The 19,218-nt window shown below is 39.3% G+C and carries 21 protein-coding genes and 1 tRNA gene; 6 read left to right on the top strand and 16 right to left on the bottom strand.

The window, feature by feature from the left end; genetic code table 11:
- Window positions 1–415, top strand: a 415-nt coding sequence (locus tag UC75_RS15840) for an acyl-CoA thioesterase (protein ID WP_164837884.1), incomplete at its 5' end; no start/stop codon positions are given.
- A gap of 70 nt (window positions 416–485) precedes the next feature.
- Here UC75_RS15840 and UC75_RS15835 read toward each other — a convergent pair.
- From UC75_RS15835 to UC75_RS15825, 3 genes are all read right to left on the bottom strand, one after another.
- Window positions 486–992, bottom strand: a complete 507-nt coding sequence (locus tag UC75_RS15835) for an ester cyclase (protein ID WP_049838138.1) — start codon at window positions 990–992, stop codon at window positions 486–488.
- A gap of 76 nt (window positions 993–1,068) precedes the next feature.
- Window positions 1,069–1,563: a DUF4442 domain-containing protein gene (locus tag UC75_RS15830; RefSeq protein ID WP_004789063.1), complete on the bottom strand. Its 495-nt coding sequence runs from the start codon at window positions 1,561–1,563 to the stop codon at window positions 1,069–1,071.
- Window positions 1,564–1,598: 35 nt separating this feature from the next.
- On the bottom strand, window positions 1,599–2,087 hold the full coding sequence (locus UC75_RS15825) for a YajQ family cyclic di-GMP-binding protein (RefSeq protein ID WP_004789065.1): 489 nt from the start codon (window positions 2,085–2,087) through the stop codon (window positions 1,599–1,601).
- Window positions 2,088–2,178: 91 nt separating this feature from the next.
- Here UC75_RS15825 and UC75_RS15820 point away from each other — a divergent pair, with 91 nt between their 5' ends.
- Complete coding sequence (locus tag UC75_RS15820) at window positions 2,179–2,493, top strand: rhodanese-like domain-containing protein (RefSeq protein ID WP_002116171.1); 315 nt, start codon at window positions 2,179–2,181, stop codon at window positions 2,491–2,493.
- Window positions 2,494–2,530: 37 nt separating this feature from the next.
- Here UC75_RS15820 and mnmC read toward each other — a convergent pair whose 3' ends face one another.
- The 4 genes from mnmC to UC75_RS15800 are packed head-to-tail and all read right to left on the bottom strand — an operon-like array spanning window position 2,531 to window position 5,851.
- Window positions 2,531–4,405 carry an FAD-dependent 5-carboxymethylaminomethyl-2-thiouridine(34) oxidoreductase MnmC gene (gene mnmC / locus UC75_RS15815; RefSeq protein ID WP_049838137.1) on the bottom strand — a complete coding sequence of 625 codons (1,875 nt, stop codon included), beginning with the start codon at window positions 4,403–4,405 and terminating at the stop codon, window positions 2,531–2,533.
- Window positions 4,406–4,427: 22 nt separating this feature from the next.
- The gene (locus UC75_RS15810) at window positions 4,428–4,895 is read right to left on the bottom strand and encodes a hypothetical protein (protein WP_049838136.1); all 468 of its coding nucleotides are present in this window, start codon (window positions 4,893–4,895) and stop codon (window positions 4,428–4,430) included.
- Between the two features lie 4 nt (window positions 4,896–4,899).
- Window positions 4,900–5,202, bottom strand: coding sequence for a YciI family protein (locus tag UC75_RS15805; protein ID WP_005309522.1), 303 nt, complete (start codon window positions 5,200–5,202; stop codon window positions 4,900–4,902).
- Window positions 5,203–5,236: 34 nt separating this feature from the next.
- A complete protein-coding gene (locus UC75_RS15800; RefSeq protein ID WP_005309525.1) occupies window positions 5,237–5,851 on the bottom strand; it encodes a septation protein IspZ in 615 nt (204 codons plus the stop codon).
- A 44-nt stretch (window positions 5,852–5,895) separates the two neighbouring features.
- On the opposite strand from UC75_RS15800, the gene UC75_RS15795 reads away from it, so the two are divergent.
- Window positions 5,896–6,747: a PHP domain-containing protein gene (locus tag UC75_RS15795; protein ID WP_049838135.1), complete on the top strand. Its 852-nt coding sequence runs from the start codon at window positions 5,896–5,898 to the stop codon at window positions 6,745–6,747.
- A 6-nt stretch (window positions 6,748–6,753) separates the two neighbouring features.
- On the opposite strand, the gene UC75_RS15790 is transcribed toward UC75_RS15795, so the two are convergent.
- A complete protein-coding gene (locus tag UC75_RS15790) occupies window positions 6,754–7,665 on the bottom strand; it encodes a bestrophin family protein (RefSeq protein ID WP_005309531.1) in 912 nt (303 codons plus the stop codon).
- Between the two features lie 61 nt (window positions 7,666–7,726).
- Window positions 7,727–8,446, bottom strand: coding sequence for a RadC family protein (radC, locus tag UC75_RS15785; RefSeq protein WP_128825302.1), 720 nt, complete (start codon window positions 8,444–8,446; stop codon window positions 7,727–7,729).
- A 99-nt stretch (window positions 8,447–8,545) separates the two neighbouring features.
- Between radC and coaBC the strand changes: the two genes are divergently transcribed.
- Window positions 8,546–9,799 carry a bifunctional phosphopantothenoylcysteine decarboxylase/phosphopantothenate--cysteine ligase CoaBC gene (coaBC, locus tag UC75_RS15780; RefSeq protein ID WP_009389455.1) on the top strand — a complete coding sequence of 418 codons (1,254 nt, stop codon included), beginning with the start codon at window positions 8,546–8,548 and terminating at the stop codon, window positions 9,797–9,799.
- A gap of 64 nt (window positions 9,800–9,863) precedes the next feature.
- Here the strand turns inward: coaBC and secF are convergent, their stop codons facing one another.
- The 7 genes from secF to queA all read right to left on the bottom strand — a co-directional run bounded on the left by secF (window position 9,864) and on the right by queA (window position 17,450).
- Entirely contained in the window at window positions 9,864–10,829 is a 966-nt protein-coding gene (gene secF, locus UC75_RS15775; RefSeq protein ID WP_128825301.1) for a protein translocase subunit SecF, read from the bottom strand.
- An 8-nt stretch (window positions 10,830–10,837) separates the two neighbouring features.
- A complete protein-coding gene (gene secD / locus UC75_RS15770) occupies window positions 10,838–12,736 on the bottom strand; it encodes a protein translocase subunit SecD (protein WP_049838132.1) in 1,899 nt (632 codons plus the stop codon).
- 51 nt (window positions 12,737–12,787) lie between these two features.
- Entirely contained in the window at window positions 12,788–13,117 is a 330-nt protein-coding gene (yajC, locus tag UC75_RS15765) for a preprotein translocase subunit YajC (protein WP_003655131.1), read from the bottom strand.
- Between the two features lie 97 nt (window positions 13,118–13,214).
- Window positions 13,215–14,348, bottom strand: a complete 1,134-nt coding sequence (gene tgt / locus UC75_RS15760) for a tRNA guanosine(34) transglycosylase Tgt (RefSeq protein ID WP_049838131.1) — start codon at window positions 14,346–14,348, stop codon at window positions 13,215–13,217.
- Between the two features lie 150 nt (window positions 14,349–14,498).
- A complete protein-coding gene (locus UC75_RS15755) occupies window positions 14,499–15,071 on the bottom strand; it encodes a LemA family protein (protein ID WP_049838130.1) in 573 nt (190 codons plus the stop codon).
- Between the two features lie 82 nt (window positions 15,072–15,153).
- Window positions 15,154–16,182, bottom strand: coding sequence for a hypothetical protein (locus UC75_RS15750; RefSeq protein WP_049838129.1), 1,029 nt, complete (start codon window positions 16,180–16,182; stop codon window positions 15,154–15,156).
- Between the two features lie 230 nt (window positions 16,183–16,412).
- Complete coding sequence (queA, locus tag UC75_RS15745) at window positions 16,413–17,450, bottom strand: tRNA preQ1(34) S-adenosylmethionine ribosyltransferase-isomerase QueA (protein ID WP_049838128.1); 1,038 nt, start codon at window positions 17,448–17,450, stop codon at window positions 16,413–16,415.
- Between the two features lie 182 nt (window positions 17,451–17,632).
- Here queA and UC75_RS15740 point away from each other — a divergent pair.
- Window positions 17,633–17,719 (top strand) — tRNA-Leu (locus UC75_RS15740).
- 514 nt (window positions 17,720–18,233) lie between these two features.
- Window positions 18,234–19,218 (top strand): sensor histidine kinase (locus tag UC75_RS15735; protein ID WP_228137429.1); only part of this gene is annotated, 985 nt, incomplete at its 3' end.

The following is a 19,218-nucleotide window of genomic DNA, read 5'->3' as shown; positions in this document are numbered from 1 at the left end:
GTCAGAAGCTTATACCAAACCAGAAGGAATTTTATCCTTACAAACGATTGCCATGCCAGCAGATACAAACTGGAGTGGTGATGTGTTTGGTGGATGGATTGTGTCACAAATGGACTTGGCTGGAGCAATTCACGCAGAACGTTTCAGTCGTGGCCGTTGTGCTACGATTTCCATTAATCAAATGACCTTTTTGGTTCCGGTAAAGGTTGGCTTTGTCATTAGCTGCTATACCAAAATCTTAAAAGTTGGAAATACTTCTATTCAGATGCAAATTGAAGTTTGGGATAGTCATGATGACTCTCGTGAGCCAATACGTATTACTGAAGGAGTCTTTACCTTTGTAGCAGTAGATGTAAAGGGTAATAAGCGTCAAATACCTGAAGAAGCAAGACAAAAGTTTTTAGATGCTCAATAAAACGTATAAAGCCTGAATATCAGTATTCAGGCTTTAATTTTTAATTTAGATAAAGAAATCATTTTTAGAATTAAAACATCGTATTGGTATTTTTGCTTTGCTCAGGAATATTTTGTATTACATCCCAATGCTCTACGATTTTTCCATTTTCGACACGAAATATATCAATAATCGCTCTTCCTCGATCTTTTTCATTTTCAGTCGAATGGACATGTAAAACGACAAGATTACCTTCAGCAATCGCACGTTTAATCTCATTTTTAGCTTGAGGATTCTTTTGGAATTTTTCAGTGAAGAAATTAACGAAAGGTGCTTTCCCATCTGGTACATTCGGATTGTGCTGAATATATTGTTGACCAATATAACGGTCTGCATATTCTTTGACTTTATGTTTTAAAAAGACGCCTTCATAAAAGTCGATGACTATTCTTTTGTTTTGAGCGCTTAATTTATCTATTGCTTCGGATTTAGTCGAAGTTAATTTACTGGTTTTAACGTGAGGTTCAGTCGCATGAGTCGTTATTGTTGTAAATATTAAACTGGTAAATAAAGAGGAAAGAATCAGTATTTTTTTCATTTTTAACCTCAAGATACAAAAAATAATTTTTATATCTTGAGGCAAATAAAAATCTAAAAGTACTTTAGATTAGTTATTATTTCTTACGTTTAGGTAACCATGCCCACAGCATTTGGCACTGGATTGGTTCATTGCCTGCATCATCAATGACTGTAACCGGAATCACAAGTTCACCTTTCTCATTAGCTGCAATAAACTTTTGCTGTTCAGCAGACAATGTTGCTGTAGCAGTCAAACCGCCTTCAACCACTTTTAAATAATCTACATGCAATGATTTGATTAATAAAATGCGGTTATCAGGAATATGTAAACCCGTTAGAAAACCTGTTGCAGTTTCTGCTAAAAGAGCCATAGCCGCAGCATGGACTCCTTTAATATGATTTTGCATGTTTTTCTGGTTTTCTAAACGGACAGTAACGTGGTTTGAGTCTACTTCCAGATAGCGGATATTTGCTGTACCCACCATTGGCACGATACGACCAAACGCCTTGCTCCAAAGCGTGCTCCGAATACCTTTAGGGAATTTTGAAGTCGCTTTTACCAGTTTTGATAGACGATTGGATTGAGACATGGAATTACCTTAGCTTTGAATGTCACGAAAAGAGATTAATCTTTAAAGTTATTAAACTGTAATGGCACACCAAATTGCTGTTCACGTAAAAAATTCATGACTTGTTGTAAAGTGTCACGCTTTTTATCTGTTACACGAATTTTGTCGCCTTGGATAGAAGATTGCACTTTAACGCCACTTTCTTTAATGGCTTTATTAATTTTTTTTGCAGTATCTGAGTCAAGACCGTCTTTAAGTTTAATCACTTGTACAAAATTTTTGCCTGAAGCAGCGGCTTTTTGTGGATCAAGTGCTTGTACATCAATTTTACGTTTATAAAAGTGATTTTCTAACATGTTGTAAACTTGTTCACACTGGAAATCACTTTCTGTACTGATTTTAATTTCTTTATTTTTTTCGTTTATTTCGACTGAAACATCATGACCACGGAAGTCAAAGCGTGTTGCAATCTCTTTTTGTGTGTTTTGTACAGCATGATTAACCTCAAATAACTCTAATTCAGAGACAATATCGAAAGAAGGCATAGTTTAGACCTTTACAAAGTGAAAGAATATTTGAGATGCTAAGAGGGTTTTCTTCATTTGCCAAGTGTTGTTTACATCAAAGGAGTGCACAATGATCCGTAAACAAGAAATTACAACATTTGAATTCCCAGAAAATGCTGTTATCTGGGATGTCCGTGATACTAATGCTTATGCAGAAGGGCATGTTAAAGGTGCGGTGAATCGCCCGATTAATGATTTGAATGCTGATATTTTGAACCAGGTCTCTGCGGGTCAGCCGATTTATATTTTATGTGGTGGTGGTAGCAAAGCTCCTCGTGCAGCTGAGAAACTAGAAGGATTGGATGCCTCGCGTGAATATGTCGTGCTGATGGGGGGGACACGTGCAGCTCGTGATGCTGGCTTGCCTCTAGAGCAGGGCGCATAAAAAAAAGCACCTTAGGGTGCTTTTTTATTGAAGAGAACTATTGTGGTTTGAAATATGGTTTTTTAGGTTTTACTTTTTTTTGAAATCTTTGCGGATTCAGTTTTTGTAATAAGCTGTCCGGTACTGGGCAAGCCTCTCCTAATATCTGGGCAACCAAGATCTCGCTGCATAACGGAGCAAATAGAAAGCCCTTAGAACCAAGACCAGCAAAAGTAGCAATTCGACTATTCTCAAGCATTTTTCCAACCAGAGGAAAATAATCTAAGCTTTGTGCACGGATAGATGCACGGCCTTGCCACTTTGAAGTTGATGGTAACTTTTCTGCATATGCAGGGAATACGCTGTGGATTAATTCAAAGTTATGCACATGGTCTTCGGGAAGCACATCTTGATCTTCACGATTTGGGTAAAAAGATGCACCTAAAATCATTTGTGAAGCATCAAGTTGCATGCAATACCCACCATAGCTATAAGCTTCATTTAAAGGCAGGGGAGCAAAAGAATTATTAATCCAACTCACTTGTCCGCGTATTGGTTTTAACTGTGGATAGCTTTCAAATAAAGCAGCACTTTGACGTGCACAGCACACAACAACATGGTCTGCTTCAGCAATAACCTCATTATCAGCCTGCAATTGAACTTTATTTCCAAAAGGAACCAGTGCTGTGACATGGGCAATTTTTAGAGCAATTAAAGGGTGTTGTAAAATTTCATCACGTAGTTGATGTGGTGAAACAGAACCCGCTTCGGTCAGCGAAACACTAGAATATGCAGTTTCAAGTGAGTTTGTTGAATGGGTAACAACATCAGCTGGATATTGATTTACAAGATCGAGAAGTTCATCTGCATTTTTCAATGCGATTTGTTGTATTTGAAGTGGACGGAATGCTTGAAAATTTTTATAAAAATTTAAAGCATGTTGCCAACTTAAAGTCATGAGATGTTCATGGCTTTGTTCAATCGGACATAGTTTAGGATTAAGCAATGCCAAAGGGTTTCCAGAAGCACCAGATAATGCTTCTGTTTGCTCATATAAGGTCACTTGGTGCCCGCGTGCTGCAAATGCCCACGCCGTAGTTAAACCTGCTACACCGGCCCCAATTATCGCCATATGCTGCTGTTCTTTACCCAATGACTGAACTTGGTCTAATTGTGAGGATTCATCATCAGATTGAGGTGGATTCCAGATTGCTTTGAGCATTTCCCGTTTATGCCGAAAACCACGTGGACGAGAAATACTAATACCGTGCGCCTTTAGCCCACGTTTTAAAACACCCGCGACACTAAAAGAGGAAAATGTGCTGCCATAGTCTGAAAGACGAACAATATGGTTTAAAACATTTTGTTCCCATAGCTCTGGATTACAAGAGGGTGCAAAGCCATCTAAAAACCAAGCATCTACTGCTTTAGTTTTCGCTATGCTTGGGAAAATGTCTTGTGCATCTCCTAACCATAGGTCGATGCTAAAACGCTCGTTAGGAAAAGTTAAGCGATGGCATCCAGCAATAGGGAGCGGATATTGTTCAATTAACTGCTCTGCAAGTGGTTTAAGCTCATCCCAGACATTTAAAGCACGAATAAGGTCAGCTTTACTTAAGGGAAATTTTTCAACACTAATTGCATGTAAATGACTTTGATTGTCTGGACGAACTTGTTGCCAAAGTTGCCAGAGTGCAAGAATGTTTAAACCTGTACCAAAACCGGTTTCTCCTACACTGAAATATTCAAAATCTTTTAGGTGGGCTAAGCGTTCTGATAAGTCATTACCATTTAGAAAAACATGTCGTGTTTCAAGTAAGCCATTATCTTTAGAGAAATAGACATCACCAAATTGTTTGGAAATGGGAACCTCGATACCATCGATTAATTCCCAGTCCAGTTCTGCTGTTTGGATACGGTTTGATACGTTCATTTGGTTTATAGATTGCTTCGATTTACCACTGGCGTCGACGTTTTGTATGGATATAACTAGCGATAAAGAATCCTAGCAATACGCCACCTGCTAAGGTAACCGCGCCATATAAAAACATTTGCGCACTACGCTCGCTTTGTAAAACTTGAACTTGAACAGAGAGGCTGTCGTTTTTTAACTGTAGCTCTTGGTTCTGAGCGAGTGCTTCAAGATTGGCATGTTCTAACTGTTTTAAGCGAGATGCCTGATCTTGAACTAAAGCTTTGATTTTCGCATCTTGCTGTTGTTTATTCTTTACGAGTTGTTCAGCTGTAAGTGGCTGAGCAGTAGTCGCTGTTTTTACACCAGTTGGTGCTGTAGGAGCGGGTTTAGCTGCCTGAGTTGAAGGCGCGCTTGGAGGTGGTGTTGCTGGTGTTGCAGCAGGTTCAACTGCTCCAGCAGTTGAACATATCAAACACAAGCCAAGAAAGCTTTTGATTGCAAGCTGCATGCGATTACCCTTTTGGAAATGCTTTATTGAACGGTTTTACATCAATATGGGCATAAATGCCTTCTTTGAGAAATGGTTCTTCTTTTAACCATTCATCTAATGCTTCGCGACTGTCGAATTCAACAATCATGGTGCTACCATAAAAGCCTGCTTGTGGATCATTAGGATCTTTGGGCATAGCACCCGCTGTAACAAGGCGGCCTTCGTCATCGAGTTTTTGTAGACGTTCGATATGCTGAGGGCGTACTGCTAAGCGTTTCTCTAAAGTTCCTTCGTTATCGGTACAGCTTAGAACAAAAAAAGGCATGTAATCGTATCTCTATAATCAATCAGGAACCACTTTAAGCGTCTGGTGACTTAAAATGCTTACGTAAAATAATGAACTGAATAATGATAAATGAAAACATCACAATCATGTCACCAAATGCAGTAAATTCGCCCCAATATTTTCCACCGTGAAATAAAAATGCGAAGAACACGTGTAAACAAGACATCACTACAAACATGACTGCCCAAGCGAAGTTTAGATTTTTCCAACCTTTTTCACTTAACTCTAAAATAGGATCAAATAAACGTCGTATAAGTGGCTTACGGTCTTTACCAAACCAAGGTGAAACCAAGAATGCGCCTGCAAAAACCAAATTTAAAATTGCAGCTTTCAGACGAATATAGAAATCATCACTTAGCATGAGCGTGATGCCACCAAAAATCACAGTCATAAACAATACAAACCATTGTTGTTTATCTAGACGAAATTTTTGGAAAACAAATAGGGCACCATATACCACGAGCATTGAAATAATTAGACCAGTAGTTGCTACAAGAATATTATTATTATCTGCACCGCCAGCAGACCCGATCAGTTTAAGTAAAGGATGCTGTGCGTTAGCTGGATCAACTGTTTTATATAAATAGAAGAAAATAATTAATGGAACAAAGTCCAGAAGTGCTTTCATGTTAGAGTATCTGATCAGGTTTGGTGAATGGCATAGTATAAAAGATGCAAGGCATAGATTTACATACACATAGCAATATTTCTGATGGAACTTTGTCTCCGGAATTACTGGTGCAAGCTGCTATTGATGTGAATTTGCATACTTTGGCTTTAACTGATCACGATACAATGGACGGATTGCACCGAGCTAGAATTGCTGCGCAAGGTCATGATTTAAAAATCATTTCTGGTACGGAGATTTCGAGTCAGTGGTCACGCCCAACAACTAAAAAGAGTTATGGCGTACATATTGTTGCTTTAAACATGCAAGATGAAGCACCAATTTTAGAAGCATTAGAACAACAAAAAAGAGTACGAGCGCAAAGAGCTAAAGTCATTTGTGATTTATTAGAAAAATGTATTGGTTTTCAGATCTATGAAGATGTTCTTGCCAAAGTGGAAAATCAGGCCGATCGAGTGACAAGAACTCACATTGCTAAAACACTGGTCGAGAAGAATGTAGTAACCCGTCCTCAACAAGCATTTGATCGTTTCTTAAAAGAGGGAAGACGTGCCTTTGTTAAGTTTGAAGGGTTAGGATTAAAAGAAACAATTGATGTGATTCATGAAAGTAAAGGGCTGGCGGTTTTAGCACATCCAACTCGTTATGATTTATCTGCAACTAACATTCGATATTTAATTGAATTGTTTGCAACTTCAGGTGGAGATGCGGTTGAGCTACCTCCACCTATGGAAACGTTATCTACTCGCCAAATGGTTGATCGGATGATTGAGCAATATCAATTAGCCGTATCAATTGGCAGTGATTTTCATGGTGAAAATATGCCATGGATTAAATTGGGAAATACACCTAAACCAACGGCTAATCAGCAAGGTGTTTGGGAGCGTTTTCTCTAATAGCGCTTAGAGCAAGTTATTATCTTGAGCTTGAATTGGAGGCGGCGTAGGTTTGCCTAGCGTTCCTAAAAGTTCAATTTCGATACTACGTACCATGGCATCTAAAGGTAAATCATTGCTTTGAGTACCAAAAGGCTCTTCAATTTCTGAGCTTAGTGCATCAAGTCCTAAGAATGTATATGCCAAAATTCCAACCAGTAAAGGTGTTGCTAAACCAAGCAATGAACCAAGACTAAATGGCAACATAAAACAGAAAAAATAGACAGTGCGATTGAGCAAAACTGAATAGGCAAATGGAATAGGTGTATTGGCGATTCGGTCACAGCCAGTTTGTACTACACTTAAATCTGAAACATTTTTATTCATCTGTGCATAGATGATGTCAGAGATTTCACCTTCTTTAAGTGCTTGTAATAATTCCCAGTGAATGAGGCTCAACGTGTACTGAGGAGCATTATTTTGCTGATAGAGTTGGGTGAGCGCTTGCTGACTCATACCACTGGTTTGTATTAACTCAGTTGGGTTCGCTGTCTGACGACGTAAACGATCACGTAACACATTAGCAAAAACAATCACATGTTGAATGACACGTTCACGGCGGGCCTGAGTCAAAATTCGGCAGTCACGGTCAAAATGGCGAGAAGTTGCAATTAAAACACCCCATAATTTTCGGGCTTCCCACCAACGGTCATAACATGCAGTATTTTTAAATCCTAAGAAAATAGAAAGCACGACACCAATCAGCGTAAAGCCAACCAAGGGAATTTCTGGAAAGCGATAAAGGTTGATATATTCCACGCCACCAATGATTGCTGAGATCAACATAACAAACCCTAAGGAGGGGAGAATTTTGGGTAAAATCGTCCCTCGCCAAGAGAATAAAACTTTGAAAATACTAGGTTGATCACGAACAATCATTTTATTTTAAGCATCACTATTTTTGTTTTGATCTTCTAGGCTTAGTTAAGCTTTGTCAATATTATTGAACTGATATTGTTGCGGGGTTGAGCAGTTGTTGTTCAGCAAATGAAAAGCTTCCTTCTGGAGAAATAATAAAATGATCCAAGAGGTGTATTTCGACAAGCTTGCATGCATTTTTTAGTTGTTGAGTTAAGGCAATATCTTCAGCAGAAGGCTGTGCTGAACCAAATGGATGATTGTGTGCAATAACGAGCTGACAAGCATGCTGTTGTAAGGCGTAGCGTAAGGTTTGATTGACCGAGACTGCACAATGTTGCATTGAACCAAAAAATAGCTTTTTAAAATGGAGCTTTCTTAATTCTGGGTCTAGACACAGCACGGCAAAGACTTCTTGTTTTTCACCTTTTAATTCATAGCGTAAATAATCCAAAACTAAATCAGAAGAGTGAAGACTAAGATCATTCTTCTGAAAGTGATGATCGAGATAACGTCGTCCGAGTTCTTTGACTGCCAGTAATTGAGAATATTTCGTTGCTCCAATTCCATTAAATTGAGTTAATTCGCTTAACGATGAATCAAATACTGCATTTAGACTACCAAAATGTTGAATGAGTAAACGTGATAATTCGACTGCTGAATGTTGCCTTGAACCTGAGCGAAGAAAAATCGCCAATAGCTCTGCATCAGAGAGACTTTGAGGACCTTGTTGTAATAACCGTTCTCTTGGCCGCTCTTGTTCGGGCCAATTTTTAATAGAAGTATTCATATTCCCCAGCATAATTCGCTTAAAATTTTATTTTGTTTGCCCAATCAATCTTGGGTCTGCGCGTATTTAATGCTATTGTGAGCGCCACTGCAACAGTAAGGTATCCTGTTCGTGAGCTTTGATCTAAGTGTTATTCCTCATAAAAACATCGTTTTAGCTGTTACTGGCGGAATTGCTGCCTATAAAAGTGCCATCTTAGTCCGCCGCCTCAAAGATTATGGCTTTGATGTGCGTGTAGTCATGACACATGGTGCTCAGGCATTTATTACCCCACTAACTTTTCAGGCTCTTTCTGGTAATCCTGTCCATACTGAACTTTTAGACCCTGCGGCTGAAGCTGGAATGGGACATATTGAATTAGCACGTTGGGCTGATTTATTACTGGTTGCGCCTGCAAGTTGCGATACTTTGGCAAAATTTGCGCATGGTTTAGCAGATGACTTGCTCAGTACAGTTTTTTTGGCAACAAAATCTCCTGTATGGGTTGCGCCTGCCATGAACCAGCAAATGTGGGCGGCCAAAGCTACACAACGAAATTTACAAACCTTAGTCGAAGATGGTGTGCATGTGATCATGCCAGATGCGGGTGAGCAGGCGTGTGGTGATGTTGGTTTAGGCCGAATGCCAGAGCCAGAAGAAATTGCTAAGCAAGTGGCTGGCTATTTCCATCAGGCTCAACGTGCAATTGCTGAAAAATTTGGGTTGTTGGCAGGTAAGCGAGTTGTGATTACTGCTGGGCCAACACGTGAAGCAATTGACCCTGTTCGTTATATCTCGAACCACAGTACTGGTAAAATGGGCTTTGCTTTAGCGGCTGCTTGTTACGCTGCTGGTGCACAAGTGACTCTGATTGCTGGACCTGTAAGTTTAGATACACCGAATGGGGTAAAAAGAGTAAATGTTGCCTCTGCAAGACAGATGTTAGATATCAGTATGGATTCGTTAGAAACAGGCTGTGATATCTTCATTGCAACCGCCGCAGTCGCAGACTATCGTGTAGCAGAAGTTGCTGAGCATAAAATTAAGAAGGCAGGGGATGAGTTGAACGTTTCCCTTGTAAAAAATCCGGATATTGTGGCAACTATTGCTGGTCAGGAAAAACGTCCATTTATGGTGGGCTTTGCCGCTGAAACACAGAATGTTGAAGAATATGCGGCAGGAAAACTGGTTGCTAAAAAACTCGATATGATTGCATGTAATGATGTGTCACGTGCAGATATTGGTTTTGCTTCTGATGAAAATGCGATGACGGTTTTCTTTGCTGAGAACTATCACATGAAAAAACGTGAGTTAGAAAAAGCATCTAAACAAGAAATTTCTCAACAGTTGGTTGAAGCAATTTCGGATGCATTGCGTCGTAAATAATATATTTTAAATAAAAAAACCGCGAATTAATCGCGGTTTTTTTATATGTCTTACTTTATCCAACTTAAGGAATGTCATCTTCAAATTCAGGTTTAACTTGAACGATGAAGTCCTGACGGTTAAGACCACGCCATAAGGCAAAAGCTGTACCGATATAAATTGAAGAGTAAGTACCTACAAAGATACCGACAAACATTGCAACAGAGAACCAGTGTAAGCCATCACCACCTAAGAACATCATTGCTAGAACGACTAGCATTAAGGTCATCGATGTATGAATGGTACGACGTAAAGTTTCAGTTAAAGCAATATCGACGATTTCACGAGGAGTCGCACCGCGAATTTTACGGAAATTTTCACGGATACGGTCTGACACTACAATGTTATCGTTAAGCGAGAAGCCAATAACAGCAAGTACCGCAGCTAAAACTGTAAGGTCAAATGGCCATTGGAATAATGCAAAAGCACCAATAATAATGATGATGTCGTGGAATAAAGACATTACGGCACCCATCGCGAGTTTAAACTCGAAACGGATCGTCACATAGATCAACATTAAAATGAGAGCAAGTGCAACCGCACCAGCAGAGCGAACATAAAGCTCGTTACCAACTTGACCACCTACAGAGTCAACTTTATGAACTTCTGCGGCATTGCTTGGCAGCTGTACAGCCTTAGTAATCGCGTTATTAAGATCTTCAACCTTAACTTCTTGTACTGGCATACGCACAAGTAAGTCTTTATTACTACCCAGTGTCTGTACTACAGCATCTTTAAAGCCAGCTTTGTCGAGCGCTTGAATAACGTCAGACTGGTTTGCTGGTTGAGCATAGTTAAGCTCAGCTGAAACACCACCTGTAAAGTCCAAACCGAGGTTAAGACCTTTAGTCGCAATAAAGAAAATACTCGCCAATGTAATCAGGATCGAGAAGATTGCCGCAGGTTTGGCAATCTTCATGAACGGGATGATTTTTGCATCATCCGGACGTCCATATTGTTTTGAATCTTGTTGAGTCACTTTAGTCATCATCGATCTCCTTAAATGCTCAACTTTTTCAAGTTACGGCGTTTGCCATAAATGATTTGTACAATTGCGCGAGTCACTGTAATTGCAGTAAACATCGAACATACAATACCAATCATTAATGTTACGGCGAAACCTTTGATCGGGCCTGTACCAATTGCAAACAAAATGAAAGCAACGAGGAACGTGGTTAAGTTCGAGTCAAAAATGGTGTTATAAGCTCGATCATAACCGGCCACAATGGCCTGTTTGGGCGATGCTCCCCAGAGCATTTCTTCTCGAATACGCTCACATATCAATACGTTCGCATCGACCGCCATACCAATGGTAATAACGATACCGGCAATACCTGGTAAGGTGAGGGAAGCTCCAATCCATGACATAACCGTTAAAATCATTGCCAAGTTAACAACAAGTGCAAAGTTAGCGATTAAACCGAATAGACGGAAGAAGACTACCATCCAGATTGCAACGAGCAAGAAACCAATTTGAGTTGATAAGATACCTTTATCAATGTTTTCTTGACCTAGACTTGGGCCAACTACACGCTCTTCAACAAAGTACATTGGCGCAGCCAAAGCACCAGCACGAAGCATAAGCGAAAGTTCGGAAGCCTCTTGAGTACTCATTCCATTAATTACGAAATTAGAACCTAAAACAGCCTGAATTTGAGGAGCACTTAGTACGACAGATTCTGTATATGGTGTACGAACTTCTGTTTGTGTACCAGTTTTTGGATCGGTCGTGTAGGTGATTTTCTGTTTATTTTCAATAAACAGCACGGCCATACGTTTTTTTAATGCTACACGAGTAGCATCAGCCATTAATTTGCCGCCAGCACTATCTAATTTAACAGCAACTTGTGGTTCTCCAGTTTTCTGATCGAAGTCAGGAGATGCACTTTGTATTCTTTCACCTGTTAAAATTCGGTTACGACTTAAAAGTATTTGACGACCGCTATCTAAAGACTCATAAGCAAAAACTTCTGTGCCCGGAGGTAAAGGTTGACCATTATATTTACCTGTATATGGGTCAATATATTGATCATTTGAGTCAGAAACTAAACGGAATTCGAGGTTTGCAGTACGGCCTAAAACACGTTTAGCTTCAGCTGTATCTTGCACACCCGGTAATTCAACAACAATACGGTTGCTACCCTGACTTTGTACCAATGCTTCTGCAACACCAAGTTCGTTAATACGGTTACGTAATGTTGTTAAGTTTTGGTTTACCGCATATGACTGGATTTCTTGGCGACGTACATCGGTATAAGTAAGCTTTAAAGTAGAACCTGTAGAGCTTGCTAATGCCTGTTGGGTATATTCATTCCCATTACGACGTAGAAAATCCATTGCTGCATCACGGTCAGCATTGTCAGCAAATTGAACAGTGATTACATTGTTTGTTAATGCAAGATTATTAAATTTGATCTTGTTTTCACGGAACTGACGACGCAAATCAGTGGCAGAAGTTTCCATACGTTGGGCAACGGCTTTGTCCATATCTACTTCAAGCAAGAAGTGGACACCACCACGTAAGTCCAAACCAAGTTTCATTGGTTTTGCCCCAATTTTTTGCAACCATTCCGGTGTGGTTGGTGCAAGGTTTAGGGCAACAACATATTGATCACCTAAGTCACGGCGTAATACTTCTTTTGCTTTCAACTGCGCTTCCGAAGAGCTGACACGCAAGAGGGCAGCATTATTTGTAAAAGTATTATCGTGACTTGCAATATTTGCTGTTTTTAAAATTTGCTCTGCTTTTTGCACCACACTTTGATCAATTTGGGTACCAGCTTTGGCACCGGAAATTTGAACGGCGGGCTCATCCGGATATAGACTAGGCAGTGCGTATAATGTACTGACTACCAGAACAACCAGAATCAGTAAATATTTCCATGCAGGGTAACGCATTCGCTTTCTTCTTAAATGAAAAAGTCGTGCTAAAGCACGACTGTTTTATGATTAAAGGTTATTTAGAGTGCCTTCAGGTAATACTGAAATTACGCTGGCACGCTGAATTTTTACTTCTACACCACGGCTAAGTTCAACAACTGCATAGTCACCTTCAATTTTGGTCACTTTGCCCATTAAACCACCAGCGAACACAACTTCACTACCTACACCTAAGCTTTCGATTAAAGAACGGTGCTCTTTAGCACGCTTTGCTTGAGGACGCCAAATTAAGAAATAAAAGATTGCAACGAATACAACAATCATCAAGATGTTTGGCAAAATACCTGTAGTTGGGCCAGCCGCCGGTGCTGCATGTGCAGCAGAAATTAAAAAGCTCATTTTGATTTCCTAAAGTTAAAAATATGAGTCAGATACCTGACATAATCCTAATTCGTTTTGCAATTTACCTTGTCTTGAGGTTGAGCGCAAATCGGGCTTATTCATCAACCGGACATGGTGGAACTTCTAAACCACGGCGGGCATAAAAGTCCTGAACAAATTCATCAAATGTGCCATTCTCTAATGCATCACGCATACCTTCAGTTAAACGTTGGTAATAACGTAAGTTATGAATGGTACCGAGCATAGATGCTAACATCTCTCCACATTTTTCAAGATGGAATAGATAAGCACGGGTAAAGTTCTTACAAGTGTAGCAATCGCAATGTGGATCGAGCGGACTTTGGTCATGGCGATATTTACTATTACGAATACGTACCAGACCATCAGTGACAAAATAATGACCGTTTCGCGCATTACGGGTTGGCATTACACAGTCGAACATATCGACACCGCGGCGCACCGCTTCAACGATATCTTCGGGCTTACCAACGCCCATCAAGTAACGCGGTTTGTCTTGTGGCATTTTGCTTGGTAGATAATCTAAAACTTTGATCATCTCTTCTTTAGGCTCACCTACAGATAAGCCGCCAATCGCATAACCATCAAAACCAATTTCAAGAAGACCATTTAAAGACTCATCACGTAAGTCTTCATACATACCGCCTTGAATAATGCCAAATAATGCATTCTTATTTTTAAGCTCATCATGATGATGGGTTTTACAACGTTTTGCCCAGCGTAAAGAAAGCTGCAATGATTTTTGTGCTTCTTCATGCGTTGCAGGATAAGGTGTACATTCATCAAAAATCATGACGATGTCAGAGTTCAATACCTGCTGAATTTCCATAGAAATTTCAGGCGATAAAAATACTTTTGAACCATCAATCGGCGAGCGGAAAGTAACACCTTCCTCTTTGATTTTGCGCATTGCGCCAAGACTAAAAACCTGGAAACCGCCAGAGTCAGTCAAAATTGGCTTATCCCATTTAATAAAGTTATGCAAACCGCCGTGTTCTTTAATCACTTCAAGACCCGGGCGCAAATATAAATGGAAGGTATTTCCTAAAATAATTTGTGCCTGAATGTCTTCGATATCACGCGGTAGCATACCTTTGACTGTGCCGTAAGTCCCCACTGGCATAAAAACAGGTGTTTCAACAACACCATGCTCTAAAGTTAAACGACCACGACGGGCGCGCCCCGACTGACCTAATTTTTCAAACTTCATCTAAAAATCCTGAACACGAGCAGAGGCGAAGAAACAGTTCGCTGCTAAAAAGAGAGCTATTTTCCTTGATTCTGCGATGTAGTTCTACTACTAAATGTAGCTGGTTATAAAATAGATAAAATTTCCGACAGGTTAGGGGCTGTTTTTTTTCTATTGAAAATTAGGTTTATAGTCAAAATTTTCATTAACAAGATTATCCTTAAAAGGACGAATCGCTTTCTTGGATAAAGTTAAGCTGTTAATGAGATTGTTAGGGAATACTTCAATCTGGTTGTTGAACAGCTCGACATTACGGTTAAAAATGCTAATCGCAGCACCCACATTTTCGTTTTGTTCCTGAATATCATCCATCATCTTGCTATAGAGTGAATCGGCTTTAAGCTCAGGATAGTTTTCAACAACAACATTTAAGCTGCGAATTAGTTCTTTGCTCATTTTCTCAATTTGTTGCAGCTGAGAAATATCAGTGTTATTCACATTTAAATTAAGAATTTGCTGACGTAATTCAGTGACTTTTTCTAATGTCGATTTTTCAAACTGTGTATATTGATTAAGTGTTGTCTCAAGAGCCTCTAAAGTCTTTACCTTTTGACGTTCGAAATTGGCAACCTCAGACCAAGCGCGTTTGGTCGCATTAAAATAACGTACGATGGTATTACGGATGTGAACGCCCCAGACGATCAGTACAACAAATATCCCCAGGAAAATAATTAAACCAGTCATGGTCAGTTCCTTATTGTTATTCCCTCAGTGTACTTTTGACTTCTCATTTTTAATGAGACGACAATCAAGTCATACGAGAGATTTATTTAATTAAGTTCAACATTAATTGCTGAAATTTTTCATATTGCGGCATGGTCATGGTACGCAAGTGCCCACGCAATGCTGAAACATCATGAATTTCACTTTGCTTACTTGTGGTCTGAAAAAGATTTTGCTCACCCAGATAACACAAAATTTGTTCTTCGTGATGATAAATTAAATCCCCTTTAAAGTGCTGAAAAAAATCATTTAATTTTAAAGTTAAGCTCGGGCTGACTTCTTTGGCTAACTGGTGTTGATTAACCCCAAAAATATTAAGTTCTTGGTTAATTAAAATATCGCTACTTTGCCATTTACTGCTGTAGGGAGTAAAAAAACGAGAACGTTGATTGCTAACAGCAATACCCAAAGCAGGTATTTGAAATATAAAAGCGCCCCATAAATCTTTATGAATTTCTTTTATAATTTTTTTATCGCTATTTTGGTCTTGAATAATAGGGATTTCATTAACGTAATGATATTGAAACAGCAAGACTTGATGATCGGTTACTCCATCGTTCCATGTCGTCGAAGCAAACTGAGTAATTTCGTTAGATTCAGTCCCTCGGTTAAACAGTGGGAAATACTGTTTTAGTTTACTCAGAACTAAAACTGGCTGAGCATGAATGGGAAGATAAGCTGGTAACTGCTGAAACTGTAAGCCGTAACGCAAAATCACCATGCGTTGTTCTAGATAACGAATAACTTGCGTTAAAGGTTCTTGAGATTGATAGAGTAAATAAGCCAGAAACCCTGTTAAAAAGGCACCTAAAAAGCTCCAAATATATTGAATATGTGGATGAAGAAAATAACCAAAACCTAATACTGTGATGCTGCAAATGGCGAGTAAATAGGGGAGCACATTAAAAAAGCGAAGGTTGTGATCTTCACGCCATGGATGTAAAGCATCTAAAAGATCTTGGGCTGAATGCGATTTTTGTCCAGCGTCCCAAAGTCGAGCGATATTGCGAAAAACCTGTGTATTTTTTTTACGCCTTATATGAAGAGCTTCTTGTACAGTATCGATTGGCATGGAAGTAATAAGTTCATTATCATAAAGAGCTATTTCTAGATTATCTTTTAAATTGAAAGAGATAAATACTAAATTTTTCTAAATTGAGAATTTTTCTTTAAAAAATTAATGCCTGATTTCATCGCTAAATTTCTGCAACTCACACAGCTAAATTCATTATTTTTTATTGTAAGTACTTGGGTTGGGTTAAACCTCGAATCAACTTATAAGGTTTAACCCCGCCTTAGTATTTAAACGTCTAATTTATCAACCAACATTGCATCGCCATAACTAAAGAAACGATAGCGGCTTTTAACTGCATGTTCATAGGCAGCCAAAATGTTGTCTCGATTTGAAAGTGCAGACACCAACATGAGCAGAGTAGACTCTGGCAAATGGAAGTTGGTAATTAAACGATCTACGATGCAGAACTCATAGCCCGGATAGATAAAGATTTGCGTGTCACCAGTCCAAGCCGCGATTTTACCACCATGAGCTTGAGCTGCACTTTCTAGAGCACGTGTTGCTGTTGTACCAACGGCAATCACTTTATTACCGCGTGCTTTAGTCGCCAAAATTAAATCAATGGTTTCTTGAGGTACATCACACCATTCACTGTGCATGATATGGTTGGTAATGTCATCCGTACGAACAGGCATAAACGTGCCTGCACCGACGTGTAAAGTCACAAAAGTTTTTTGAACATTTTTTTGTTCTAATTTTTCTAGAAGTGTTTCATCAAAATGCAAGCTTGCAGTAGGTGCTGCAACACTGGCAATTTTTTCGGGGTTATGGAAAACCGTTTGATAGCGTTCAGTGTCAATTTCTTCTGCTTCACGGTTAAAGTAGGGCGGAATAGGTAACTGACCGTATTGCTCAAGTACAGGCAAAATTGGCTGTGAAAACTCAACCACAAATAAATTTTCGTGACGGCCACGGACAATCACAGGAATGTTATCGGCACCGACATAAAGGTCAGCACCTGCTTTAGGTGAGTTGCTCGATTTAATATGGCAATACGCTGTGGTGTGGTTCAGCATGCGCTCAACCAAAATCTCAATCGCACCGCCTGTAGAACGTTTTCCTTTAAGTCGTGCTTTCATGACTTTAGTGTCATTGAGCACTAACAGATCACCTTCTTCGAACAGATCGATAATGTCTGTGAACATGTGATCGTGATATTGACCCTTTGAGTCTAGGTGCAACAATCGTGAAGCACTACGTGATTCAAGAGGATAACGGGCAATAAGTTCATCAGGTAATTCAAAGGAAAAGTCAGACAGTTGCATATTTAGGAAAAAACACCGCAAAAATTGGGCCTAGTATAAACTTTTTCGCTTTTTTATGGCTGTGCTTATGGCCTAAATCATGAAAAATGTTTAAGTGATCTAAAAGTGAACGATAATATTCACTTAGGGTTTGACAAGTTTTACAAACGCGCTAATATACGCAACACAAACATACTTCCTCTCCCGAGGTGGTGAAATTGGTAGACGCGGCGGACTCAAAATCCGCTGTCAGAGATGACGTGTCGGTTCGAGTCCGACCCTCGGGACCATATTCAGAATCGTAAGATTCTACGAAAACCCCTAAGCTAACGGCTTAGGGGTTTTTTGTTGGTTATAAAAAAGTGGATAGAGCTTAAGAAATTATTATTTGATCCCGAGGGTCGGACTCGAATTTCTAGCTATAAATTTTGAGCTTATAAAAATCTTTCATTTTTAAGCTCAAGAAGGTCTTGTTTAAATACCAAACACGTTTGATTAAAGCGAAATTGAGCAAGAATCTAAGCTCTTATTCAAATATTATTTTTTTACTCTGTTTTACTAGTATTCTGAACTCGCATTTCTAACATCTTACAACTCTTTACCTTCAAACATTTGTTGTATTTTCCTCAAGCATACCCACTTTATGTATCTGAAAACCTTTAATTGAAACTTCACATTTCTATTTTGAAAAGAACGTTGCTCTTTTAATGTACTGTGTTAAAGTTTGTAGTAGATCATAATGATTATAAGTACATTTTTTAAGAGCGGTTCCGACCAAAAACGACAAAATCTGTGAGGCGGGCAATGACATTCCAGCGTTTAGAACTAAATCAGGTTGAGCAGTTAAGTGCTTGTAGGATATCTCTGTTACTTGGATTAAATGCCGAGCAGAACTACATCGAGCAATTTTTCCGGTTTAGTCTTCGTCTTTTGAATTGTAAAAAAGCCTTACTGACTTTTAATCAGGAACCTTACTTTTGGCATCGTTGCCCAGAGGGCATGACGGCAATCTCGTTTAAACCTTCGAAACATTTAAAACAGTGCTTTGCTAAACAACAGATCATTAATCACTCACATCCTTCATATCAAAACTTAACCAACTATTTAAAAGAACTAAACATCGAGTGCAGTAGGGCATTGGCGGTGCATCTTTTACACCCTGATAAAACGTCTATGGGCTTTGCGGTCTTTTTCGATGACGATGCAGCTACATTTGAAGATGATGATATTCAATTGCTGCTCGATTACTGTTCGACTTTTATGCAGCAAGTCGAATTGAAGTTTAACTATGAAGAGTTAAACGAACTCTATGAACAACAAGTTGCGATTAACTCAAGTAAAACTAAATTTTTCTCGATTATTTCGCATGACTTACGAGCGCCGTTTCATGGACTACTCGGGTTTTCTGAAGTACTCGCCAAAGAGCGTGAGACTTTAGATGAGTCTAGTATTCAAAACATTGCAGATTATTTATATGACACCTCGCAATCGACCTATAACTTACTTGAAAGCTTACTGACATGGGCGATGGCAGAGGGTGGGCGTTTTGTTTATCACCCAATTAACTTTAAGCTTAGACAAGTCAGCAATATTGTTTGCGATGTACTGCACACATTAGCTTTGAAGAAAAATATTGAACTGGTCAATGATGTCCCAGATGATTTAAATATCTATGCCGATATCAATATGATGACCTCCGTAATTCAAAACTTGGTGTCAAACGCGCTGAAATTTACAGATATTGACGGCTCTGGCAAAGTTTTTATTGAAGCTAGGCAAGCTGACAAAA

The organism is Acinetobacter sp. V2, from assembly GCF_001188385.1.
Taxonomy (GTDB): domain Bacteria; phylum Pseudomonadota; class Gammaproteobacteria; order Pseudomonadales; family Moraxellaceae; genus Acinetobacter; species Acinetobacter oleivorans.
The sequence above is the reverse complement of the archived record's forward strand: the minus strand, read 5'-3'. Positions and strand labels throughout refer to the sequence as shown.